Origin of the sequence: Micromonospora matsumotoense (assembly GCF_050951065.1) — a bacterium.
In the GTDB taxonomy this organism is placed as follows: Bacteria; Actinomycetota; Actinomycetes; order Mycobacteriales; family Micromonosporaceae; genus Micromonospora; species Micromonospora matsumotoensis.
This window is the reverse complement of sequence record NZ_CP192025.1, coordinates 5737584-5759465: the sequence shown is the minus strand read 5'-3', so window position 1 is coordinate 5759465 and position 21882 is coordinate 5737584. Positions and strand designations below refer to the sequence as shown.

Below are 21882 nucleotides of genomic sequence, written 5' to 3'. Positions count from 1 at the left end.
CCGCCAAATCCTGCCGTAACCCACAGTGATAAGAGGGTAAATAACCTGGCAATATCACTCTAAGTGATTGCCGAAGCGGCGCTCGACCGCGCACTGGCAGTTTTTTGGGACCCAGACCGCGGCTGAACAGGTCATATCCCGCACCGCCTCGACACCCCTCACCACCCTCACTCACCCACTTTGCTCTGCTGCCGTCGACGCGACGGTCACCCCTCGTGGCTGTCGCGTCCGTGGCAGCAGAGCAAAGTGTGCGCAGGAGAGTAGGTAGGGAGGGTCGCTTGTTACCTTCCGTAATCGTCAGTGGGTACTGTCGTCCGCTGGTGGCTCCCGCAGTTGGCCCCTTGTCGATGCGGGTCACCCGATGGCCGGCCGCCACCCGGTCGGGCCACTGCCGGGGTGTGGGCCGCCGGAGTCGGGCTCCGGGAGCAGGGCGTCCGCAGCCGGTCACCCCGTTCGCAGCGCGTCCTGTCCGCAGCGCTGGTCCCGCCCGCCAGCGCTGGCCGGCAGGCCCCGAGCCGACCCGCCCGCCAGCGCTGGCCGGCAGGCCCGAGCCGACCCGCGCGGAAGTAGGCCGCCCGGAAGTAGGCCGCCCGGAAGTAGGCCGCGCGGAAGTAGGCCGCGCGGAAGTAGGCCGCGCGGAAGTAGGCCGCCCGGAAGTAGGCCGCCCGGAAGTAGGCCGCCCGGAAGTAGGCCGCGTGATGCTGGGGCTCTCGGCGCATTGGCTCCGGTCACCGTCATCACCGGCGGCAGCCGAGGCATCGGCGCCGCCAGCGGCCGGCCGGGGGTGGTGCCGGTGGAGCCCGGACTCGGTCGGGCAGGGCGGGTCGCGGAGGCGTGGGGGAGGCGGGGTGCGGCCGGTCGGCCCGGGTCTGCTGGCGGAGGCCGATGCAGAGGACAGGACAGCCGGCTGATCCGCGCGGTCAGAGGCGAATCGGCATCAGGATCGAGAAGGTGTCGTCGTCTCCGGGCCGGCGGACGGCCAACGGGGCGATCGGGCCGTCGAGTTCCAGCACCAGTTGCGGGCCACCGGCGGCCTCCAGGGCGTCGAGCAGGAAGTCCCCGTTCACTCCGACCAGCAGGTCGGCTCGGTCCGGCCCGGCCAGCTCGGTGGCGTCGACGAGGCGTAGCCCGTTGCGGTCGTCCACCCCGAGCACGGTCACCGGCAGCGGCACCCCCTCGTGTTCCCGGGTGACCGTGGGAGTGTTGGCCCGCAGTGCGGCGCGCAGGGTCGCCACGTCGACCGGGACCTGCCGGGCCGGTGCGCCCGCCGGCCGGTGCAGCAGCCGCCGGTAGTCGGTGAACTCGTACGGCAGGACCGTCGAGCTGGCCTCGGCACCGGCGACGGTGACGCTGACCCGGCCATCGGCGATCGTCAGATGTGCCTGCGCCTGCGTGGCAGCGCCCAGCAGCGCCCGGAACTCGTCAACGGCCGCCGCCGGGAGCAGCGCCCGGACCGGCGGGCCGTCCACCTGGCCGCCGGCGCGGGCCAGCGCCATCCGGTACCGGTCGGTGGCGACCAGCCGCAGGCCGTCGGACTCCACGTCCAGCAGCACACCGGTGAGCACCGGCAGTTCGGGGTCGTTGCCGACGGCGAACCGGACGGCGTCGACGGCAGCGGCCAGCTCGGCGCGGGACAGCACGATTCTGGTGGTCATCGGATACTCCTCGGGATAGATCAGGGCGCGGACCCGGGAGAGTTCGCGGCGGGCGTCGGCGAGACCGTCCTCCAACCGGCGCAGGTGCGCGTCGAGTAGCCGCCCGACCTGCGCAGGTTCCTGTCGCAGTCGCAGCGCGGCGGTGATCTCGGCCAACGGCATGCCGACCCGACGTAGCCCGGCCACCAGCCGGGCCGGCGCCACCTGCGCGCCGGTGTACCAGCGGTAACCGTTCACCGGGTCGACCAGCGTCGGGGGCAGCACCCCGCACCGGTCATAGAACCGCAGCGCGCTGACCGTCAGGCCGCTGGCCCGGGCCAGCTCGCCGATACTCAGCAGCTCGCTCTCCACGCCCATGATGCTGTGGCCTCCACCAGGTCGAGGGTCAAGCCGCCGACCGCCACCGCTGCGGTCAGCCCTGCGCCGGGAGGACCCGGAACGTCATGCCGGCCTTCACCAACCGGTCCAGCAGCGCGTCGCCCATCGCCGTCACCGGGGTCACCTGCCCGCAGGTGGCGGGCAGTTCGTCGTACGCCAGGCAGAGGGCCGACTCGGCGAGCATCTTGGCGGTCTCGTCGTAGCCGGGATCGCCGCCGGAGACCTCGGTGCGGACGGTGCGGCCACCGCCCTCGCCGACGAACCGCACCCGGAACCACGACCTGGCCCGCTGCGCCGCGCTCGGGCCCTGCCCGGAGGCGAGCCGGCCGAGCAGCCAGCGCCGGGCCGGCGGCAGCTTCACCAGCCCGACGAGGCCGGCCATCCCTGCCCCGGCCAGCAGCACCGTCGGCAGCCGCTTGACGGCGGCGAAATGGCGGTAGCGGAAGTCCGGGCCGTACTCCGGGCGGGCGGCGGCGGACCGGCGGACCACCTGCGGGTCGATGGTGGGCAGCGGCACCGCCCACATGCCGGTCGCCGCCGACCGGCCCACCTTGCCGGGCACCGCGCGGACCCGGCGTCCGTCCGGTCGGGGCTCGACCGCCCGGCGGGCCCGCGCCGCCCGCGTCGCCTCCGCGGTACGGGAGAACGCGGTGAGCGCCGAGTGGTAGGTGCCGGCGGAGAACTTCCCCCCGGCCCGGACGAACCCGTCCACCGTGATCGGCCCGTCCGACGGCAACTGCCGGACCGTGTACCAGGCGCCCAGGTCGTGCGGGATCGAGTCGAAGCCGCAGGCGTGCACCAACCGTGCCCCGGTGCGCACCGCCTCGGCATGGTGCCGCACGTACATCAGGTCCACGAACTCCGGCTCACCGGTGATGTCGAGATAGTCGGTGCCGACGGCGGCACACGCGGCGACCAGCGGCTCCCCGTGGTGCACGTACGGGCCGACGGTGGTGGCGAGCACCCGGGTGGACTCCACCACCGGGCGCAGCGACCCGGCGTCGGTGACGTCGGCGGTGAGCAGCGGCAACCCGGCCAGCCCCGGGTCGATGGCGGCGAGCCGGCCCCGGACCACTGCCAGCTTCGCCGGGTTGCGGCCGGCCAGCGCCCAGCGCAGCCCGGCCGGGGCATGCCGGGCCAGGTACTCGGCGGTCAGCCCGCCGGTGAAGCCGGTCGCGCCGAACAGGACGATGTCGTACGGGCGGTCGTGGGACATCCGCCGAGTGTGCCACCCACCCCCGGCCGTCACCCGTGTGGTGTGAAGACCGTCCGGACACAGCCGTCGGCGCGGTCCCGGAACAGGGCGTAACCGGCCGGACCCTGGTCCAGGTCGAACCGGTGCGTCGCCAGGTGCTCGGTCCGTAGCTCGTCGCGGGCCATCCGGTCCAGCAGCATCGGAATCCACCGCTGACCGTGCTGCCGGGCGCTCCGCAGGGTCAGACCCTTGTTCATCACCGCCCCCAGCGGAAAGGCGTCCACGAAACCGGTGAAGGTGCCCGAGACGAAGACCGTGCCACCCTTGCGGCAGGCGTGCACCGCCTCCCGGACGGCCAGCGGGTCCTCGGCCGGGCCGCCCCGGCCGGTGAACCGGTCGGCGAGCGAGGCGGGCCGGCCACCGCCGTCGGCCACCCCGACCGCCTCCACACAGACGTCGGGACCCCGGCCACCACTGCGTTCCCGCAGCTCGGCGGGGACATCAGTGTGCTCGTAGTGCAGTGTTTCGGCACCGGTGTGCCGTTCGGCCATCCGCAGCCGTTCCGGGTAACGGTCGATCACGATCACCCGGTCCGCGCCGAGCACCGTCGCCGCCTGCGCGGTGAGCTGCCCCACCGCACCCGCGCCCCAGACCGCGACCACGTCACCGGGGCGGACCGCACCCAGCTCGGCACCCATCCAGCCCGCCGGGGCGGCGTCCGAGGCGAAGACCGCCCGGTCGTCGCTGACCGGGTCGGGCACGGTGAACGCCCCGACGTCGGCGTACGGCACCCGGACGTACTCGGCGTGGCTGCCGGCGAAGCCGCCCGTGGTCCGGGGACGGCCGTAACAGCCGCCGGTGGGCTGCCCCCAGGCCGCCTCGCCGACCGTCCCCGGGGCCGCGCCGTTGTCGCAGCAGGAGTGGAGCCCCTGCCGGCAGTACCAGCAGTGCCCGCAGGCCACGGTGGCGCAGACCACCACTCGGTCACCGACGCGGTGCCGGCGTACCGCCGGGCCGACCTCGGCCACCTCGCCGAGGAACTCGTGCCCGAGCACGTCCCCGGCGGCGAGCCCCGGCACCCGACCGGCGAGCAGCGGCAGGTCGGCCCCGCAGGTGGCGCTGCGCCGGACCCGGACGATCATGTCGTGGGCGTTGCGCAACTCGGGGTCGGGCACCTGGCGTACCGCGAGCTGGTCGACGCCCTCCCAGCACAGCGCCCTCATCCGGGCACCACCGGGTCGTCGGCCCCGGGCCGGCGGCCGACCGGCCGCTCGGTGACCGGCCGGTCGGCGCGCAACACCTCACCGGTCTCGGCGAGCTGCCGGACCGCGCGCAACACCTGACGCAGGTAGCGGTCGGGATCGTCGCCGACCAGATGGGCAGCCATCCCCGGCAGGGTGGCCACCCCGCCGAGCGACCGGATCGCCAGCTCGGTGCCCCGCCCGCCAGGGGCCGGCCGCAGGTGCAGCTCCACCGCGTCGGCCAGCGGGCGCAGCGGCTCCGGCCACCGCCCGTCGGGCAGCAGCTCCGCCGCCGACACCCCGACCGTGACCACCTGCCAGCGGCCTGACCGGGCGTCGGTCCCCACCCTCCGCGTCCGCTGGAGGGTGAACCCGTCGCGGATCAGTCGTCCCATCCGTACCACCCGCCTCTTCCGCCGGGACCGGTGCGCTCCGGCCGGTCACCCGGCACCGGCTGCCCGATCCGCCCATGGTCGGTGGGGACCGGGTGAACCGGGCTCGTCCCGAAGGGGTGAACCGCCCCGGGTCGGGTAACCGCCGCCGACCGGAGGCGGAGCGCGGTGAGCCGGTTCGGGTGGCCGCCGCCGACCGGGGAGGCCCGCGCCGACGGGGGGAGGGCGGATGCCGCAGCAGCGCAACAGCACCGGGAGCGCCGAGGTGCCCGCCGACCCGCCGCTGCTCGCGTCCCGGCTGACCGCGCCCGCCCCACCGCAGCCGATGTTGTGGCGGCCCCGGCTGCTGGGCCGCCTCGACGCCGGGGCCGCCGGTGCCCTCACCCTGGTCCGGGCCCCCGCAGGCTGGGGCAAGACGACGCTGCTCACCGCCTGGGCGCGGGCGGCGGCCGAGGACCCCCCGGCGTGGGTGCAGGTCGAGGCGGGCGACAGCGGGGAGCGGCTCTGGGCGTACCTCGTGGCGGCCCTGCGGGGCGTGGTCGAGCGGCCACCGGACGGACCGGCCGCCCTGCCGCCGGTCGTCCCGTTGCGGCCCGACCAACTGGAGGTGCTCGCCGCGGCCCTGGCCGCCCGGGAGCGTCCGGTCCGGCTCGTCGTCGACGACCTGCACCGGGTCACCGACCCGGCCGTGCTCACCGGTCTGGAGTTCCTGCTGCGGCACGCCGACGGGCGGCTGGGCCTGATCGCCGCCGCCCGGACCGACCTGCCGCCGGCCCTGCACCGGCTGCGGCTGGCCGGTGAGCTGACCGAGATCGGCCCCGACGAGCTGGCCTTCACCACCGACGAGGTGGCCGACCTGCTGGTGGCGCACGGGGTGCCGTTGCCGGCGGTGGCGGTCGCCGCGCTGCGGGACCGTACCGGTGGCTGGCCGGCGGGTCTGCGGTTCGCCGCGCTCGCCGCCCGGGGGCAGTCCGATCCGCAGCGGTGGGCGGCGCGGTTCGGGGGTGACCACCCGGACGTGGCGGCGTACCTGCGGGCCGAGGTGCTGGCGCAGTTGCCGACGCCGGCCCGGGAACTGCTGCGGCGCTGCGCCGTCGGCCCGGCGGTCCGCGCCGACCTGGCCGACGCGTTGACCGGTCGGACCGATGCCGGGCCACTGCTGGCCGGGCTGGCCCGTGACAGCGGATTCCTGCACCGCGACGACAGCGACCCGCCCTGGTACCGGCCGCACCCGTTGCTGGCCGATCTGCTCCGCGAGGAACTGGCCGACCTCGCCGACGGGGAGCGCGCCGCGCTGCACGGGCGGGCCGCCGACTGGCACACCGACCACGACCGACCGGCCGAGGCGCTGCGTCATGCGCTCACCGCCGGGCAGTGGGACCGGGCCACCGGGCTGCTGCTGACCCACTGGCCGGAGCTGGTGCCGTACGACCGGGAGTCACCGGACGTACCCCCACTTGCGCCGCCGCCCGCCGAGGCGGTGCGCCGGGACCCGGAGCTGGCGCTGGCCGCCGGTGCCGAGCGGGCGTACGCGGGCGACCGGGAGGCGGCGGCCGCCCGGTTGCGGGACGCGGTGGCGGCGGCCCGCGCGCTGCCGGCCCCGCGCCGGGACCGGTTCCGTCGGCTGGCCCTGGCGCTGGAACTCACCCTGGCCCGGCTGGCCGGCGACCACCCGGAGGTACGCCGGGCCGCCGCCCGACTGCTCGCCACCGCCACCGCCACCGCCACCGCCGCCACCGGACCCGGCCTCCCCGGGGTGCCCGCCGCTGCCGGCCTGGCGGAGACACCCGCCGGTGTCGATCTCCCGGGGATGCCGACGGGCGCCAGCCCGCCCGGGGCGGTGGCGCCGACCGATGACGACCCCCGGACCGGGGAGGACGCGGACGTACGGGCGGTGGCCGGCACCGCGCTCGGCCTGATCGAGCTGGCCGAGGGGGAGCTGGTGGTGGCCGGGGCGTGGTTCGGTCGGGCGCTGGCGGCGGCCCGCCGGGCCGGGCGGCCGCGGACGGAACTGGTCGACGCGACCCGGACGGCACTGCTGCTCGCCCTCGCCGGCGAGCTGTCGCCGGCTGAGGAGACCGCCCGCGCGGCGCTGGTCATGCCTCCCTGCCAGGGATGGTCGAGTCGGGCCGACTGTGGCTACGCGCACCTGACGCTGGCCCTGGTGGCGTTGCACCGGGACCAGCCCACGGAGGCCGTCGCCGAACTGGCGGCGGCCGGCACGGCCATGGTCGGGGCGGCCATGGTCGGGGCGGCCATGGTCGGGGCGGCCATGGTCAGGGTGGTGTCCGGCGCGGCGGCGGTCGGGGGGGTGTCGGGGGTGGTGGCGGTGGGCCCGGCCATGGCCGGGGTGGCGACGGTCGGGGTGGTCGCCGGTGGGGGCGTGGTCGGGGCGGTGATGGCGCTGTGCCGGGCGGCGTTGCTGCGCGACGCCGGTGAGCCGGCGGTGGCCATCGAGGTGGTACGCCGGGCCCGGGACGAGCTGACCGGCACGCGCGCCACACCTGGTGGGGAGCCGGCCGGGGAGGGAGATCGTGCCGGGGGTGGGGAACTGGCCGATCGGCTGCTCGCCCTGGAGGCGGACCTGCGTGGCGAGCAGGGAGACCTGGACACCGCCCGTCGGTTGCTCGCCGAGCGGGCCCGGGAGCGGGACCCGGTGCCGGTGCTGGGGTTGGCGCTGGCCCGGGTGGAGCTGCGGGCCGGTGACGTCCGGGCCGCCGGTCACGCGCTACCCGACTGGGAGGCCCCGGGTGCCGCCGACTGGCCGCTGTCGGTACGACTCGCCACCGGTGTCCTGGACGCGGTGCTGGCCCGCCGGGGCGGTGACGAGCGCCGGGCCGGTCGGCTGTTGGAGCGGGTGCTGGACCTGTCCGGCCGACACGGTTACCGGCGGGTCTTCACCCGGGCCGAACCGGAGGTCCGCGACCTGCTCGCCGCCCACCTCGATTCCGGCACCGCCCACTGGCCGGCGGTCAGCGACCTGGTACGCGACGCCGAACAGCCAGCCGAGCACGGGCCGGGTGAACCGCAGCGGGGGCCGGGCGGTCCGGAACGGGCGCTGACCGAGCCGCTCACCGAACGGGAGCTGACCGTTCTGCGCTACCTCCAGAGCATCCTGTCCAACGTGGAGATCGCCGCTGAGCTGTCCCTGTCGGTCAACACCGTCAAGACCCACGTACGCAACATCTACCGCAAGCTCGACGCCACCCGCCGCCGCGAAGCCGTCCGCCGAGCCCGAGCCCTCCACCTCCTCTAACCCCCCACCCACCCTCACTCCCGCCCCCGCCCCCGCCGCCCGCCTCCCCCGCCCCGCGGTTTTCCCCGGTGATCAAGAGGTTTGCGTCAACTTTGATCTTCAATCTGCCGTAAACCTCTTGATCACCGGGGGCCAGCGCGGACGGGGCGGCGCGGGGGCGGCGCGGCGCGGGGGTTAGGGGGTGGGGGTGGGGGTGGGGGTGGGGGTGGCGTCTACTGCGGTGAGGAGGTCGGGTAGGTCGACGCCGCCCTCGTGGCGGTGGTCGCCGATGAAGAGGGTGGGGGTGCCGTTCACCCCGCTGCGGATGCCGCCGGTGAAGTCGTGCCGGACCCGGTCGCCGTACGTGTGCCGGTCGACCTCCGCGTCGATCTCGTCCGGCAGGAGACCCAGCTGCTCCACGCCGAGCGAGAGGTGAACGGGATCGAGTTGGTCCTGGTGCTCGTAGAGCCAGTCGTGCATCTCCCAGAACCGGCCCCGGCGGCCGGCGGCCTCGGCCACCTCGGCGGCCCGTTCGGCGTACGGGTGGAGGTTGGTGATCGGGAAGTGCCGGTAGACCAACCGGACGGTGTCCCGGCGCTGCCGCAGCAACTCCGCCAGGTTGGGGTGCGCCGCTCCGCAGAACGGGCACTGGAAGTCGCCGTACTGCACGATGGTGACCGGTGCGTCCAGTGGCCCACGAATATGGTCGATTTCGGTCACGGGTACCCGGAGTCGGGCGGTGACCTGCAACGGGGTTCTCATCGGGCCGTCACCTGCCGCCCGGTGCCGAGCTGGTCCAACGCGTCGAGGATGCCGTCGGCGCCCGGGTTCACCTCGGCGGGGGACAGGTAGCTCCAGGCCACCGCCCCGGCCGGGTCGACCACCACCAGGGCCCGGCCGGCCTGCCCCTGCGGGGTGTACACCCCGTAGCCGCGGGTCACCTCGCCCTTGGGTTCGAAGTCGGCCAGCAGCGGGAACCGGACGCCCCGGGCCTCGGCGAAGGCCCGGTGCGACCAGAGGCTGTCCACCGAGATGCCCAGCACCACTGCGTCGTACCGCGCGAACTCCGGCATCGCGGCCTGGTAGAGCGCCATCTGGTCGCCGCAGACCGGGGACCAGTCGGCGGGATAGAAGGCCAGCACCACCGGCCGGCCACGGAACTGCCCGGGTCCGGTCCGTCGCCCGTCCGGGGTGGCCGGCAGGGTGAAGTCGGGGGCCGGCGTCCCGGGTCGGATCAGCCCGTCGGGTCCAGTCATGTCTCCACCTTCCGGCGCGTCGGGTGAGGGCGGCTCACCCGACCCGGGTGGTCCTCGGTCGCTGCCCCTCAGATCGGATTCGGACGTCGAAGGGGACCCCTGGTCGAAATTCGGGCGGGTTGCGGTGTCGACAACCGGATCGGACTCGGGCAGTCTGACGGACGGCAAAGGACGGGGTGGAGAGATGAACGTCGATCAGGTGCGGATCTTCGGTCGCCGGCTGGCGGGCGTGTCGTGGCGGCTGGCCCGGCACGAGTGGACCCTGGCGGCGCTCGCCGCACTGTTGCTGGCCGTGGTGCTGACCTGGCCGACCCTGCGGGACCCGGCGAGCACCATCCCGCAGGACACCGGCGACCCGACGCTCCAGGCGTGGCAGGTGGCCTGGGGCGGACACGCCCTGCTCACCAACCCGTTCCAGGTCTGGCACTCGAACACGTTCTATCCGGAGCCGTACACCTACGCCTACTCCGACACCCTGCTCGGGTACGCCCCGTTCGGGATGATCGGGGACGGTCCGGTGGCCGCCGTGGTCCGTTACAACCTGCTCTACCTGCTGACCCACGCCCTCGCCCTGTTCGGGGCGTACGCGCTGGCCCGGCAGGTGGGGGCCGGTCGGGCCGGTGCGGCGGTGGCCGGGGTGTCGTTCGCCTACGCCCCGTGGAAGCTCGCCCAGGCCGGTCACCTGCACGTGCTCAGCATCGGGGGGATCGCCCTCGCGTTGGCCATGCTGGCCCGGGGGCACGGCTGGTCACTGCGGCACGGCCACCGGCCCGACCGGGTCCGCCCCGGCTGGGTGGTCGCCGGGTGGGCGGTCGCCGCCTGGCAGGTCACCCTCGGCTTCGGCATCGGCCTGCCCTTCGCGTACGCGCTGGGAGTGCTCTGCCTCGGCAGTGCGGTGACGTACGGCGTGGTCTGGCGGCGGCGGCGGGCCCGGCCGGCGGTGCCGCGCCGCCTGCTCCTGGCCGACCTGGCCGGCGGGATCGGATTCGCCGGGGTGACCCTGGCGATGGCCGCGCCGTACTTCGAGGTGGTGGCCCGCAACCCGTCCGGCCGGCGCACGGTGGCCCAGATCGAGATGTTCTCCCCGCCGTGGCGGGGGTTCGTCACCGCGCCGCCGGAGTCCTGGCTGTGGGGGGAGCGGCACGAGGCGGCCCGCGCCACGCTCGGCTTCCCGGGGGAGATGACCCTGCTGCCCGGGGTGGTGCTGCTGTCGCTGGCGATGGCCGGGATCTTCTTCTCCGTGTGGCGGTTGCGGCACCGGCTGATGCTGGCCGGCGCGGCACTGGTCAGCATGGCGCTCGCGGCGGGCACCACGTTCGGTGGTGACGGCAACCCGGGCTACGTGACGCTGGTCGAGCACGCCCCGGGCTGGGACGGGGTGCGCACCCCGGGTCGGCTGGTGCTGTGGACGACCCTGCTGCTCGGCCTGCTCGCCGCCGGTGCGTTGACGGTGCGTGAGCCGGCGTCCCGGGCCGCCCGGGACCCGCAACCGGCACCGGGGTCGACGGGGGAACAGCCGGCGGAACCAGGCGCGGAGGCGGAGCTGGCGGTGGGGCCGGGGGCGCAGCCGGCGCTGCGACCGGCGGCATCGGCCGTGCCGGTGGAGGCGGAACGGGAAGCGCAGGCCGCGCTGCGGCCGGCCGGGTCGACCGTCCCGGCGGCGTCGGCTGCGAAGGTGGAATCGGCCGTCTCAGCCGGGTCTGCCGTGCCGGGGAGTCGGCCGTTGCGGCGCAGGCGCAACCGGCGCGGCCGTTGCTGCGGTCGGCGGCGTGGTCCGGGTCGCCGGCCGAGCAGGCGGCCACCCGGGAGCCGGCCCCGAAGCGGGACGGTCAGCGGTGGCGGCTGGCCCGGTTGGCGTTGGTGGTGCCGTTGGTGCTGGTCCTGCTGGAGGGGGTCAACCGCACCCCGCACGTGCCGGTGCCGGAGCAACCGGCCGCGCTGCGCGGGCTGACCGGCCCGGCGTTGGTGCTGCCCAGCGACGGCATCCGGGAACTGCACGTGATGCTCTGGTCCACCGACGGGTTCCCCAAGGTGGTCAACGGGCTCGCCTCGTTCACCCCGCAGGCCCAGGAGCGGATCCGGGCGGTGAGCATGACCTTCCCGGACGCCACCTCGGTGGCGTACCTGCGGCAGGTCGGGCTGCGCACGGTGGTGCTGCTGCCCGGCTGGGCCGCCGGCACCCCGTGGGCCGACGTGGCCACCCGGCCGGTGGACGGGCTGGGCATCAGTCGCGAGATCGTCGGTGAGGACGTCATCTACCGGCTCTGATGGCCGAGTTAGTTGGGAGCGCTTCCTAATTCGGCGGCGCAGCGGTTACTGTTGACTTCTTCTTCGGCAGCGGGAGCCAAGCGTGCCGGCGGGGAGCCAGGGCAGCTCTTCGCACCCGTCGACGTCCCTCCTGGGGCGTCGCACCCTCACCCTGGCATTCCCGAGAGGAACCGCAGATGCGGAGAAGTCTCGTCGGCGCGGTCACCACCGTGCTGGCCGCTGCCACGGCCGTCGTGGCCGTCCAGTTCACCATCGCACCCTCCACCCAGGCCGCCGCCGCGGCGGCCGAGCCGTACAGCTGGAAGAACGTCCGGATCGACGGCGGTGGCTTCGTCCCCGGCATCGTCTTCAACCCGACCGAGAAGAACCTGATCTACGCGCGCACCGACATCGGCGGCGCGTACCGGTGGGAGCAGGCCAGCCAGTCCTGGACACCGCTGCTCGACTGGGTCGGCGCGGACAAGTGGGGCTACAACGGGGTGGTCAGCCTGGCCACCGACCCGGTGCAGACCAACCGGGTGTACGCCGCCGTCGGCATGTACACCAACGACTGGGACCCGAACAACGGCGCGATCCTGCGCTCGGCCGACAAGGGCGCCACCTGGCAGGCCACCGCGTTGCCGTTCAAGAACGGCGGCAACATGCCCGGCCGGGGCATGGGGGAGCGGCTCGCCGTCGACCCTAACAAGAACAGCGTGCTCTACTACGGCGCCGAAGGCGGCAACGGCCTGTGGCGCAGCACCGACTTCGGGGCCACCTGGGCCAAGGTGGCCAACTTCCCGAACGTCGGCAACTACCGGGCCGACCCCAACGACACCACCGGCTACCAGAGCCAGAACCAGGGTCTGACCTGGGTCACCTTCGACAAGAGCACCGGTACGGCCGGCAACGCCACCCAGACCATCTACGTCGGGGTGGCGGACAAGGCCAACCCGGTGTACCGCTCGACCAACGGTGGCACCACGTGGGAGCGGATCGCCGGTCAACCCACCGGCTACCTGGCCCACAAGGGCGTGGTCGACCCGGTCGGCGGCTTCCTCTACATCGCCACCAGCGACACCGGCGGCCCGTACGACGGGGGCAAGGGTGACGTGTGGAAGTTCAACCGGGCCACCGGCGCGTGGACGCAGATCAGCCCGATCCCGTCGTCCAGCAGTGACGCCTACTTCGGCTACTCGGGTCTGACCATCGACCGGCAGCATCCGAACACCCTGATGGTCGCCACCCAGATCTCCTGGTGGCCGGACGCGATCTTCTTCCGCAGCACCGACGGCGGCGCGACCTGGACCCGGATCTGGGAGTTCGCCAGCTACCCGGAGCGCACCAAGAAGTTCAAGATGGACATCAGCTCGGTGCCGTGGCTGACCTTCGGCACCAACCCGGCGCCCCCGGAGGAGACCCCGAAGCTGGGCTGGATGAACGAGTCGGTGGAGATCGACCCGTTCGACTCGAACCGCTTCATGTACGGCACCGGCGCGACCATCTACGGCAGCACCGACCTCACCAAGTGGGACACCGGCGGCCAGTTCACCATCAAGCCGATGGTGAAGGGCCTGGAGGAGACCGCCGTACAGGACCTGATCAGCCCGCCCACCGGGGCGCCGCTGATCAGCGGGCTCGGGGACATCGGCGGCTTCCGGCACACCGACCTGGACGCGGTGCCGCCGATGCTGTTCACCCAGCCGGTCTTCACCACCACCACCAGCCTCGACTACGCCGAGGCCAACCCGGCGACGATGGTCCGGGCCGGGAACTTCACCGACGCCGACCGCCCCAACGACAGCCACATCGCGTTCTCCACCGACGGTGGGGCGAACTGGTTCCAGGGCAGCGAGCCGGGCGGGGTCAACAACGGCGGCACGGTCGCCGCCGCCGCCGACGGCAGCCAGTTCGTCTGGGCCCCCGGTGACGCCGGGCAGCAGGTGATCCGCTCGGTCGGGTTCGGCAACTCGTGGACCGCCGCCACCGGCATCCCGGCCAACGCGGTGGTCGAGTCCGACCGGGTCAACAAGAACAAGTTCTACGGCTTCAGCGGTGGCAAGTTCTATGTCAGCACCAACGGCGGGGCCAGCTTCACCGCCTCCGCCGCCACCGGCCTGCCCACCACCGGCAACGTCAAGTTCAAGGCGGTGCCCGGCAAGGAGGGCGACATCTGGCTGGCCGGCGAGGGTGGGCTGTGGCGCTCCACCGACTCCGGGGCCACCTTCACCACGCTGGCCGGGGTGTCGGCGGCGGTGAACGTCGGCTTCGGCAAGGCCGCCCCCGGGCAGACGTACCCGGCGGTGTTCACCTTCGGCACCGTCGACGGCAAGGCCGGTGTCTACCGCTCCGACAACACCGGCGGGGCCTGGGTGCGGATCAACGACGACCAGCACCAGTACGGCAACGCGGGCGATGCGCTGACCGGCGACCCGAGGGTCTACGGCCGGGTCTACCTGGGCACCAACGGCCGGGGCATCCTGGTCGCCGACCGGCTCGGCGGCACCCCCACCCCGACGCCGACGACCCCCAACCCGACCACGCCGCCGCCCACCACCCCGCCGCCCACCACCCCGCCACCGACCACGCCGCCGCCGACGACCCCGCCGCCCACCACGCCGCCGCCCACCACCCCGCCACCGACGACCCCGCCGCCGACCGGTGGCTGCGCGGCGACGTACAAGGTGACCGGTTCGTGGCCGGGTGGCTTCCAGGGTGAGGTGACGGTGCGGAACGCGGGCACCGCGCCGATCGCCGGTTGGACGCTCGGCTGGACGTTCGCCAACGGCCAGACGATCAACTCGCTCTGGGGCGGAACGCTGACCCAGACCGGGGCGACCGTCGCGGTGCGTGACGCCGGATGGAACGGCGGGCTCGGTGCCGGTGCCACCACCAGCATCGGCTTCACCGCCAACGTGACCGGCAGCAACACCGTCCCGGCGGTCACCTGCACCAGTCGCTGACAACTATCCGACACCCGCCGGCTCCCCCGATCCACCTGGGGGAGCCGGCGGCCTGTCCGGCCCCGTGCGGACCACGTTGATCCACTCATTGGGGGCGATGTAGCGGCATCAACTCGTGGTTGGTGCCGCTACATCGGCCCAACAGAGTGGATCATGGGCGGGCCTGCTCGCCTGCCCCGCAGGGAGGGGAGTCCGGCGGCGGCCCTGCGGGTGGGTGAGGCGGTTCGGATCGGCGGGTGGGATCAGCGGGTCGGGGTGGCGGGTCGGGCCTGTGGGTCGGGGTGGCAGGTCGGGGTGGCAGGTCGGACCTGCGGGTCGGGGTGGCAGGTCGGGGTGGCGGGTCGGACCTGTGGGTCGGGGTGGCGGGGGGCGGAACGGCGCAGGCCCCGGTCGACGCCGAGGGGCGCGACCGGGGCCTGCCGTGCAACGGGGCGGGGGCGGGTCAGTCGTCCAGGCCGACCGGGGAGTTGGGCCGGTCCACGTCGACGAACTCGATGTCGTCGGCGGCCCGGTCGCCTCCGCTGCCGGCGGCCCGTGCGGCGGTGCCGGCGGCCCAGCCGATCGCCGCGCCGACCAGCGCGGCGCTGATCAGCAGGGTCCAGGGCAGCGCCTGACGGCGGCCGGCGAGCGCGTCGAAGGCGAGCGTCGCGCGGCGGCGTGCCTCGTCGGCCGTCGAGCCGACCAGGTCGCCGGCGTCGGACAACCCGGAGTCCCGGACCGACCTGGCGGCGTCACGGACGCTGTCACCGGCGGAGTCGACCGCCGAGAGCAGGTGGTGCCAGGCCTGGTCGGCGATCCGCTCGGGCCTGCTGCGGCGCTCCAGAAGGTTGCTGCCGAACATCGTGATTACCTCCTCGGGTGCCGAAGTCTGCGGCCACTTCGGACTTCGTCGTCTCTGCGGCGTGTGACGGTTCTCGCACCGACCGTACCCGGCCGGTCGCCGAGCACCCGGCGGTCACCGAGTGCCAGGCCGCTCATCGAGCAGTGCCCCGCCCGGTCGGACCGCAAACCCGCTTCGGGCAGATCGCAGATCCGGGTTCTAGCGCACCATGACCACGGACGTCGCACGGGCGAAATCGTCGTCGTCGTCATCGTCGTCGTCTCCGCCGCCGCCGAAGCCGCAGGCCAGTACGAGGGCGAGCAGCGCGCCGACCCCGGCCAGCCCGAGCAGTCTTTTGATCATCGATCCGTCTCCTCGATCGTGGTGACCCATCTCTCGCCCACGTTAGGCACCGGGCACAACCTGCGCCGGGAGATCGGGCAGGGCTCGCCCGACCTTCCGGTTCCGGCTGCGGGTGGACCCGGACCGCTACTCTGGGACGGTTGGAACGGCCGAGCTGAGTGGTTCGTCGGATAGAGCAGGACCAGCAACGGGACGGTGAGGGACGGTCCGGTCCGTCCGGATCCGCGAATTGCTCATCCCGAGGGGTGGCGACCGAGGCCATCGGAGGAATACTCTCGGTCGCGGCCCGCGTACTGATGAGGCGCCCGGAGACGGGCGAGTGGAGGTGCTCGCGTGAGCCTGTCGATCGTGAAGTCGGTTCTGCCGGCCGGTGTCATCGAGATCGCCCCCCGTGGGGAGATCGACGTCGACACCGCATACGAGGTACGTGAGGCGATCGCCGACGTGCTGGCCAAGGGCCGGCCCGCTCGGATCGAGCTCAACATGCGACTGGTCACCTTCATCGACTCCGTCGGGATCAGCGCGATGGTCGCCGGGTTCCAGACCGCCGAGGTCAGCGGGGTAAAGCTGATCGTCACCGAACCGAGCCGGTTCGTGCACCGGCAGCTCTGGGTGACCGGCCTGCTCGGTCTCTTCGGTGCGCCGGAGCCGTACTTCGCCGGTGCTGCTACGCCCGAGGTGCTGCCGGGCGCCTGACCGTCCCACCGTCGACGTCCGTGCCGTCCGGCCGGGACGTTGCCAGTGCGTCTCCGGTACGGCACGATCGTGCGACCGATGACGGTCAGGAGGCCCGGTGGTCCGGCGGGAGAGCTTCAGCTACACGGTGCAGGCGCGCTGCTCACAGGCGGACGCGGTGGCGCTGCTGAGCGACCTGTCCCGGCAGGAGGAGCTGCATCCCCTGATCGTCCGGGTACGGCGGTTGCCGGCCCGGCCGGGTGCCCTGGCCAGCTATGCGATCACCGATCGGCTGGAGTTGGGGCCGCTGCGGTTCCCCGTCACCTATCAGGCGGATGTGCTGCTGGCCGGCGACGACGAGGTCGTGACGGTGGCCCGGCAGCAGCCGGGCACCACGGTCCGCAACCACACCCGGCTCCGGGTGGAGGGTGACCTGCTGCGGATCGACGTGGAGATCACCCTCACCGCGCCGGCACCGTTGTTCGGCTATGCCTTCCGTCAGGCCCGGGCCGCCCACCTGGGGCTGGCCAGCCGGCTCGGTGCGGTGCTGGACGGCCGGGCCGGCGACCCCCCATCCACGGACTGACCGACCCCGCGACGCCCCGTGCCCTGAGCGGTGATCTCGCGCCCAAGGACTGACCGGGCGGTGACCTCGCCACGGCCGACGGGCGTGGCCCCGGCCGGGCCCACGCCCGTCGGCCCGCCGTCGTGGGCGGGCCACCGGACCGGCTCAGATCATCGACAGGTGCACGTGGTTGGTGTGGTCGCTGGACGGGTCACCGTTGCCCCCGCTGTAGGACTTCCACCCGCTGCTCGGCAGCCAGATCCGCTTGAACCAGATCACGTAGAGCACGCCGAGCCGGTCGGCGTTGCGGATGAAGTACGCGGCGAGGTTGTTGCCGTACGTCCGGTCGCCGCCACTGGCCACCCCACCGAAGCCGTTCTTCTGGGCGGCGAAGTCGCACGCCCGGCCCTTGGGGTGCTCACCGGAACCGCTGGGCCGGTGGCAGGAGACGTACCGGGTGAAACCGGCCGCCTTGGCCTGCTGGAGGGCGTTGAGGGTGCGGGGGGTGATGCAGCCGTTGGCCGGGGTCGGGTCGTTGACGCTGCACGACTCGGACGGCCAGGAACCGTCAGAGTTGCGGGGCGACCCCTTGGCGTTGCTGCTGGACGTGCCGTCCGAGCTGCCGGAGTCGGTGGAGGCGGGGGTCGGCTTGTCGGCGGCGGCCACCGCCAGTGCGCGTTCGGCCTGATCCTTGCGCTTGCCCATGGTGGCGACCTGCTTGCGCTGTTCGGTGATCTCCCGGCTCACGGCGGCCCGGGTCCGGGTGGCCTGGTCCCGGGTGTCGATCATCTTGCGCAGTTCCTGGTCCTCCCGGGCCGCGACCGTCTCCAGCGCCGACGCGCGGTCCATGAAGCCGCCGGGGCTGCTGCTGTTGAGCAGGGCGGACATCGGTCCGAGGCGGCCGGTGCGGTAGGCCGCACCGGCGATCTCGCCGACCTTGCCGGTCTGCACGACCAACTCTGCCTCGATGGTCTTGAGCTGGCCGTCCAACTCCTGCTGGCGCTTGGTGGAACGCTCCAGGGCGGCCTTCGCGCCGATCCACCCCTTGCTGGCCGCGTCGAGCTGGTCGCGCAGCGCCGGGGTACCGCCCTCCTCGTCGTCGCCGGGGGCGACGAGCCGGGTGGTGGGCGCGGCGACGGCCGGTGTGAACGGCGCGGACGACACGCCCAGGGCGAGCGCCGTGACGACTGCGGCCAGTAGTCGCGTGGTGGTGCGTACGTGCATGCGAATGTCCTTCCGTCAGCCGCCGACCGGGTTAGCTGACGGGTTCGGGACGGAAGATCCCTACCGCTGACGCGGATGCACCCCAGGAACATGGTTCCCCGGTTCGCCCTGGTGGGCGATTAGGCGGCGGCCACTGCCGGCGCCGGTGGGCGCCGCCTGGCGGAGGCCGGAGCCGAGCCTACCGGTACGCGTGGGACAGCTGCCTACCTCGTGACTGAGGGTACGAGAGTGAATACTACTAAAAGGGCCAAACGGCACAAATTGCTAACGATCTTCGGTCCGGTGTCCCGGGAAGTGAGCGCGTTCCGGTCTCCGCCGGGACGCGACCGGGGTCACCAGTGGGCCGGGCCGCAGGTGCCGGGGCTGGCTCCGGGCTCGATCTGAAGGGTGGCGTGCTCGATGTGGAAGTCGTCCCGCAGGGCCCCCCGGGCGGCGGCGAGCACGGTGCCGACCTCGGCGTCGCCGGCCAGGGTGAGGTGGGCCGAGGCGACGTCCATGCCGGAGGTGAGCGTCCAGACGTGCAGGTCGTGCACCTCGGCGACGCCGGGCACGGCGGTCAACCGGTCGTGTACGGCGGTCACCGGGAGATGCTCCGGGGCGGCCTGGACCAGGATGCGCACCGCCGCCCGCCCGAGTCGCCAGGTGCGGGGCAGGATGAACATGCCGATCGCCACGGCGACCACCGGGTCGGCCCACCACCAGCCGGTGCCGGCGATCAGCAGCGCCGCCACGATCACGCCGAGGGAGCCGAGCAGGTCGCCGACCACCTCCAGGTACGCCCCGCGCAGGTTGATGCTCTCCTTGGCGCCCTCGCGCAGCAGGCCGAACGCGACGAGGTTGGCGAGCAGGCCGAGCACCGCCACCACCAGCATCGGGCCGGCCAGCACCTCGGGTGGCTCACCGAAGCGGCGGACCGCCTCGATCAGCACGTAGACCGCCACCCCGCTGAGCAGGACGGCGTTGGCGAGTGCGGCGAGCACCTCCAGCCGGTAGAGGCCGAAGGTGCGCTGCGGGTCCCGGGCGGCCCGCTGGGTGGCGGTGATCGCCGCCAGGGCCATTCCGATGCCGAGGACGTCGGTGAACATGTGCCCGGCGTCGGAGAGCAGGGCCAGTGAGCCGGTGCCGAACGCGGCCACCGCCTCGACCGCCATGAACACGGTGAGCAGCCCGAACGCCGCCCAGAGTCGGCCGCGGTGCCGGTGCGCGGCGTTGCTGATCGTCGCGCTGTGGTCATGACCTGCGCCCACGTCCACACCTTCCGTCGCCGCTGCGAACCCGGTCCAATCTATGCTCACATCGCTATGTATGCAACTGACGGTCGGGCCTTCGGCCAGGTCGGTCGGGTCGGTCGGATGTCGGCGGGTCAGCCCGTGGGTTCGACGGTGGTGAGACGCTGGGTGGCCCGGGACAACGCCACATAGAGCGTCCGCACCCCGGAGCCCGGATCGGCCCGGATCTCGCCGGGGCAGACCAGCACCACCCCGTCGTACTCCATGCCCTTGGCCTGGAGACTGGTCACCACCTGGAGGCGCGCCCCGCCCCGGTCGCCCAACCAGCCGGCGACCTCGTCCCGGCGGGGCACCGGCGTGATCACGCCGACCGTCCCCGCCACCTCGGCCAGCAACGCGTCCACCGCGTCCACCGTCGCCGGGACCAGCTCCGCCACCGGCACGTGCAGCGCCACCGGGTCCACCCCGGTGGACCGGACCGCGCTCGGCAGCGTCAGGTCGGGATAGATCCGGCGGATCTCCGCCGCCGCCACCGCGAAGATCTCCGCCGAGTTGCGGTAGTTGGTGGAGAGCGTGAAGCGGTGCCGACGCCGCCGGCCCAGCGCCTGGTCCCGGGCCCGGTCCAGCTCCTCCTGGTCACCCGTCCAGGCGGTCTGCGCCGGATCGCCCACCACCGTCCAGGAGGCGAGCCGACCGCGCCGGCCGACCATCCGCCACTGCATCGGCGAGACGTCCTGCGACTCGTCCACCACCACGTGCGCGTAGTCCCGGTAGTCGTCCGGCCGCTCCCGGGCCGCCGCGCGGGCGGCGCGCTGCCGCTCACCCAGGGTGCTCAGCTCGCGTACCCCGCCGGCGAGCTGGAACGGGTCCCGGTTCGCCTTCTTCGGTCGTACCGGCTTGCCCAGCAGGGCGTCCAACTCGTCGAGGAGGGCGATGTCGGCCACCGTCAGCCCCTCGGCGTCCAACGACCGGTACGCCCCGGCCAGCAACCCGACCTCCGCCCGGGAGAGGATTCCGGCCGCGTACCGGTGCAGTCGATCCGGGCGGGCCAGCCAGCCCAGCACGTGCCGGGGATGCAGCCGCGGCCACCACGCCTTGAGGAACTCCCGGAACTCCGGCCGCTCGATGATCTCGTCCTCGAAGGCGCGCTGCTCGGGCAGCCCGGTGACGGCCAACCGGCGGGCCTGCGCATAGAGCGCGGCGAGCACCCCGTCGAAGCCGGCCCGGCGGACCTCGTTACGGCGGGCCCCGCGGTGCAACACCCGGTCCCGGATGCCGTCCAGCTCACGTCGCTCCAGCCGCAGCAGTGCCCCCCGGTAGAGCAGCCGCAGCTCCTGCGGGCCGTCCGGCACCGCGTCCCGGGCCGCGCGCTCCAGCACCCGACGCATCCGCAGCGAGCCCTTCACCGCCGCCACCTCCGGCCCGTCCGTGCGGGTGGCCGACATGCCGGGGAACAGCGAACCCAGCGAGTGCAGGGTGGCGGTCTCCTCACCCAGCGACGGCAGCACCGAGGCGATGTACTCCACGAAGACCGCCGACGGACCGACCACCAGGATGCCGCCGCCGGCGTACCGGCTGCGGTCGGCATAGAGCAGGTACGCCGCCCGGTGCAGCGCCACCGCCGTCTTTCCGGTGCCCGGCCCGCCGGAGACGATGGTGACCCCCGAACCGGGGGAGCGGATCGCCTCGTCCTGCTCCCGCTGGATGGTCGCGATGATGTCCCGCATCCCCCGCCCGGTCGCCCGGGACAGGGTCGCCAGCAGCGCACCGTCGCCGACCACCGGCATGTCCGGCGGGGCGGCCTCCGGGTCGAGCAGGTCGTCCTCGATCCGGGTGACCTTCTCGTCCGACGAGCTGATCGTGCGCCGCCGCACCACCCCCAGCGGCTCCGCCGGAGTGGCCCGGTAGAAGGCGGCGGCGGCCGGCGCCCGCCAGTCGACCACCAGCGTCTCGGCGTCGTCGCCACGCACCCCGAGCCGCCCGACGTGCAGCACCTGCCGGTCGCGCAGGTCCAGCCGGCCGAAGACCAGCCCCTCGTGCTCGGCGTCCAACAGGTGCCGGCGCTGGGCGGCGTGGAAGACCATGGCGTCCCGCTCCACCAGCGCGCCGAAGGTGCCGACTCCGGCGAGCCGGTAGCCGTCCCGCTCGGCGCGGGCGGCCGCGCGACGCAGTTCGGCGAGCCGGGCGTACACCCGGTCGAGATGCCGTTGTTCGGCGGCGATCTCCTGTTCCAGGGTGGTCTGGTCGGTCAACGTACCGGCTCCTGTGCGACGGCGACGCCGGGCACGGGTGCATGCCAGGCGGAATGAGGGTACGGGCAGCCGCCCACCCGCGTCGGGGCGATACCCGTCCGGCGACCTCCGCCACTTCCGGGGACCTGCCCGACCCGACGCCCCGACGCGCGATGCGCCGGGGCGCCCCGCCGGTGGGTGGGGCGGCACGGG

Annotated in this window: 18 protein-coding genes and 1 riboswitch; of the genes, 6 read left to right on the top strand and 12 right to left on the bottom strand. The window is 73.7% G+C overall.

What is annotated here, in order from left to right; genetic code table 11:
• Positions 1 to 281: 281 nt before the first annotated feature.
• The 5 genes from ACQP1S_RS24325 to ACQP1S_RS24305 form a co-directional block, all read right to left on the bottom strand.
• Positions 282 to 719 carry a pentapeptide repeat-containing protein gene (locus ACQP1S_RS24325; RefSeq protein ID WP_432899562.1) on the bottom strand — a complete coding sequence of 146 codons (438 nt, stop codon included), beginning with the start codon at positions 717 to 719 and terminating at the stop codon, positions 282 to 284.
• Positions 720 to 920: 201 nt separating this feature from the next.
• Positions 921 to 2012, bottom strand: a complete 1092-nt coding sequence (locus ACQP1S_RS24320) for a MerR family transcriptional regulator (RefSeq protein WP_432899559.1) — start codon at positions 2010 to 2012, stop codon at positions 921 to 923.
• Positions 2013 to 2067: 55 nt separating this feature from the next.
• Positions 2068 to 3249: a saccharopine dehydrogenase family protein gene (locus ACQP1S_RS24315; protein ID WP_432899556.1), complete on the bottom strand. Its 1182-nt coding sequence runs from the start codon at positions 3247 to 3249 to the stop codon at positions 2068 to 2070.
• A 29-nt stretch (positions 3250 to 3278) separates the two neighbouring features.
• Positions 3279 to 4451 (bottom strand): zinc-dependent alcohol dehydrogenase, encoded by a 1173-nt coding sequence (locus ACQP1S_RS24310; RefSeq protein ID WP_432899553.1) that lies wholly within the window; start codon positions 4449 to 4451, stop codon positions 3279 to 3281.
• Entirely contained in the window at positions 4448 to 4864 is a 417-nt protein-coding gene (locus tag ACQP1S_RS24305) for a hypothetical protein (RefSeq protein ID WP_432899550.1), read from the bottom strand. Before ACQP1S_RS24305 ends, ACQP1S_RS24310 begins: the two co-directional genes overlap by 4 nt.
• Positions 4865 to 5090: 226 nt before the next feature.
• On the opposite strand from ACQP1S_RS24305, the gene ACQP1S_RS24300 reads away from it, so the two are divergent.
• Positions 5091 to 8117, top strand: coding sequence for a LuxR C-terminal-related transcriptional regulator (locus ACQP1S_RS24300; RefSeq protein WP_432899547.1), 3027 nt, complete (start codon positions 5091 to 5093; stop codon positions 8115 to 8117).
• Between the two features lie 174 nt (positions 8118 to 8291).
• On the opposite strand, the gene ACQP1S_RS24295 is transcribed toward ACQP1S_RS24300, so the two are convergent.
• Together ACQP1S_RS24295 and ACQP1S_RS24290 are read right to left on the bottom strand one after the other, a co-directional pair.
• Positions 8292 to 8858, bottom strand: a complete 567-nt coding sequence (locus ACQP1S_RS24295) for a DsbA family protein (protein ID WP_432899544.1) — start codon at positions 8856 to 8858, stop codon at positions 8292 to 8294.
• Positions 8855 to 9352, bottom strand: coding sequence for a redoxin domain-containing protein (locus tag ACQP1S_RS24290; RefSeq protein WP_091238268.1), 498 nt, complete (start codon positions 9350 to 9352; stop codon positions 8855 to 8857). The genes ACQP1S_RS24295 and ACQP1S_RS24290 overlap by 4 nt, the downstream gene beginning before the upstream one ends.
• A gap of 184 nt (positions 9353 to 9536) precedes the next feature.
• Between ACQP1S_RS24290 and ACQP1S_RS24285 the strand changes: the two genes are divergently transcribed.
• The 3 genes from ACQP1S_RS24285 (at position 9537) to ACQP1S_RS24275 (ending at position 14562) form a co-directional block, all read left to right on the top strand.
• A complete protein-coding gene (locus ACQP1S_RS24285) occupies positions 9537 to 11303 on the top strand; it encodes a hypothetical protein (RefSeq protein WP_432899541.1) in 1767 nt (588 codons plus the stop codon).
• A complete protein-coding gene (locus ACQP1S_RS24280) occupies positions 11225 to 11620 on the top strand; it encodes a hypothetical protein (protein WP_432899538.1) in 396 nt (131 codons plus the stop codon). Before ACQP1S_RS24285 ends, ACQP1S_RS24280 begins: the two co-directional genes overlap by 79 nt.
• Before the next feature lie 176 nt (positions 11621 to 11796).
• Positions 11797 to 14562: a cellulose binding domain-containing protein gene (locus tag ACQP1S_RS24275; protein WP_432899535.1), complete on the top strand. Its 2766-nt coding sequence runs from the start codon at positions 11797 to 11799 to the stop codon at positions 14560 to 14562.
• 442 nt (positions 14563 to 15004) lie between these two features.
• Here ACQP1S_RS24275 and ACQP1S_RS24270 read toward each other — a convergent pair whose 3' ends face one another.
• Positions 15005 to 15403: a hypothetical protein gene (locus ACQP1S_RS24270; protein WP_091238261.1), complete on the bottom strand. Its 399-nt coding sequence runs from the start codon at positions 15401 to 15403 to the stop codon at positions 15005 to 15007.
• 198 nt (positions 15404 to 15601) lie between these two features.
• The gene (locus ACQP1S_RS24265) at positions 15602 to 15745 is read right to left on the bottom strand and encodes a hypothetical protein (protein WP_357777625.1); all 144 of its coding nucleotides are present in this window, start codon (positions 15743 to 15745) and stop codon (positions 15602 to 15604) included.
• A gap of 333 nt (positions 15746 to 16078) precedes the next feature.
• Here ACQP1S_RS24265 and ACQP1S_RS24260 point away from each other — a divergent pair, with 333 nt between their 5' ends.
• A complete protein-coding gene (locus tag ACQP1S_RS24260) occupies positions 16079 to 16441 on the top strand; it encodes an STAS domain-containing protein (protein ID WP_091238258.1) in 363 nt (120 codons plus the stop codon).
• A gap of 97 nt (positions 16442 to 16538) precedes the next feature.
• The gene (locus tag ACQP1S_RS24255; RefSeq protein ID WP_432899530.1) at positions 16539 to 17006 is read left to right on the top strand and encodes an SRPBCC family protein; all 468 of its coding nucleotides are present in this window, start codon (positions 16539 to 16541) and stop codon (positions 17004 to 17006) included.
• Positions 17007 to 17150: 144 nt separating this feature from the next.
• Here ACQP1S_RS24255 and ACQP1S_RS24250 read toward each other — a convergent pair whose 3' ends face one another.
• The 3 genes from ACQP1S_RS24250 to ACQP1S_RS24240 form a co-directional block, all read right to left on the bottom strand.
• Positions 17151 to 18209, bottom strand: coding sequence for a coiled-coil domain-containing protein (locus tag ACQP1S_RS24250; RefSeq protein ID WP_432899527.1), 1059 nt, complete (start codon positions 18207 to 18209; stop codon positions 17151 to 17153).
• Between the two features lie 4 nt (positions 18210 to 18213).
• Positions 18214 to 18345, bottom strand: a riboswitch (cyclic di-AMP (ydaO/yuaA leader).
• Between the two features lie 196 nt (positions 18346 to 18541).
• Positions 18542 to 19456: a cation diffusion facilitator family transporter gene (locus ACQP1S_RS24245; protein WP_432899524.1), complete on the bottom strand. Its 915-nt coding sequence runs from the start codon at positions 19454 to 19456 to the stop codon at positions 18542 to 18544.
• A gap of 116 nt (positions 19457 to 19572) precedes the next feature.
• Positions 19573 to 21690: a HelD family protein gene (locus tag ACQP1S_RS24240; RefSeq protein WP_432899521.1), complete on the bottom strand. Its 2118-nt coding sequence runs from the start codon at positions 21688 to 21690 to the stop codon at positions 19573 to 19575.
• Positions 21691 to 21882: the final 192 nt, after the last annotated feature.

What these genes read in the sequence shown, in the direction of transcription:
- ACQP1S_RS24325 (WP_432899562.1), bottom strand. Translation starts at nt 719, where the DNA reads ATGCGCCGAGAGCCCCAGCATCACGCGGCCTACTTCCGGGCGGCCTAC.
- ACQP1S_RS24320 (WP_432899559.1), bottom strand. Translation starts at nt 2,012, where the DNA reads ATGGGCGTGGAGAGCGAGCTGCTGAGTATCGGCGAGCTGGCCCGGGCC.
- ACQP1S_RS24315 (WP_432899556.1), bottom strand. Translation starts at nt 3,249, where the DNA reads ATGTCCCACGACCGCCCGTACGACATCGTCCTGTTCGGCGCGACCGGC.
- ACQP1S_RS24310 (WP_432899553.1), bottom strand. Translation starts at nt 4,451, where the DNA reads ATGAGGGCGCTGTGCTGGGAGGGCGTCGACCAGCTCGCGGTACGCCAG.
- ACQP1S_RS24305 (WP_432899550.1), bottom strand. Translation starts at nt 4,864, where the DNA reads ATGGGACGACTGATCCGCGACGGGTTCACCCTCCAGCGGACGCGGAGG.
- ACQP1S_RS24300 (WP_432899547.1), top strand. Translation starts at nt 5,091, where the DNA reads ATGCCGCAGCAGCGCAACAGCACCGGGAGCGCCGAGGTGCCCGCCGAC.
- ACQP1S_RS24295 (WP_432899544.1), bottom strand. Translation starts at nt 8,858, where the DNA reads ATGAGAACCCCGTTGCAGGTCACCGCCCGACTCCGGGTACCCGTGACC.
- ACQP1S_RS24290 (WP_091238268.1), bottom strand. Translation starts at nt 9,352, where the DNA reads ATGACTGGACCCGACGGGCTGATCCGACCCGGGACGCCGGCCCCCGAC.
- ACQP1S_RS24285 (WP_432899541.1), top strand. Translation starts at nt 9,537, where the DNA reads ATGAACGTCGATCAGGTGCGGATCTTCGGTCGCCGGCTGGCGGGCGTG.
- ACQP1S_RS24275 (WP_432899535.1), top strand. Translation starts at nt 11,797, where the DNA reads ATGCGGAGAAGTCTCGTCGGCGCGGTCACCACCGTGCTGGCCGCTGCC.
- ACQP1S_RS24270 (WP_091238261.1), bottom strand. Translation starts at nt 15,403, where the DNA reads ATGTTCGGCAGCAACCTTCTGGAGCGCCGCAGCAGGCCCGAGCGGATC.
- ACQP1S_RS24265 (WP_357777625.1), bottom strand. Translation starts at nt 15,745, where the DNA reads ATGATCAAAAGACTGCTCGGGCTGGCCGGGGTCGGCGCGCTGCTCGCC.
- ACQP1S_RS24250 (WP_432899527.1), bottom strand. Translation starts at nt 18,209, where the DNA reads ATGCACGTACGCACCACCACGCGACTACTGGCCGCAGTCGTCACGGCG.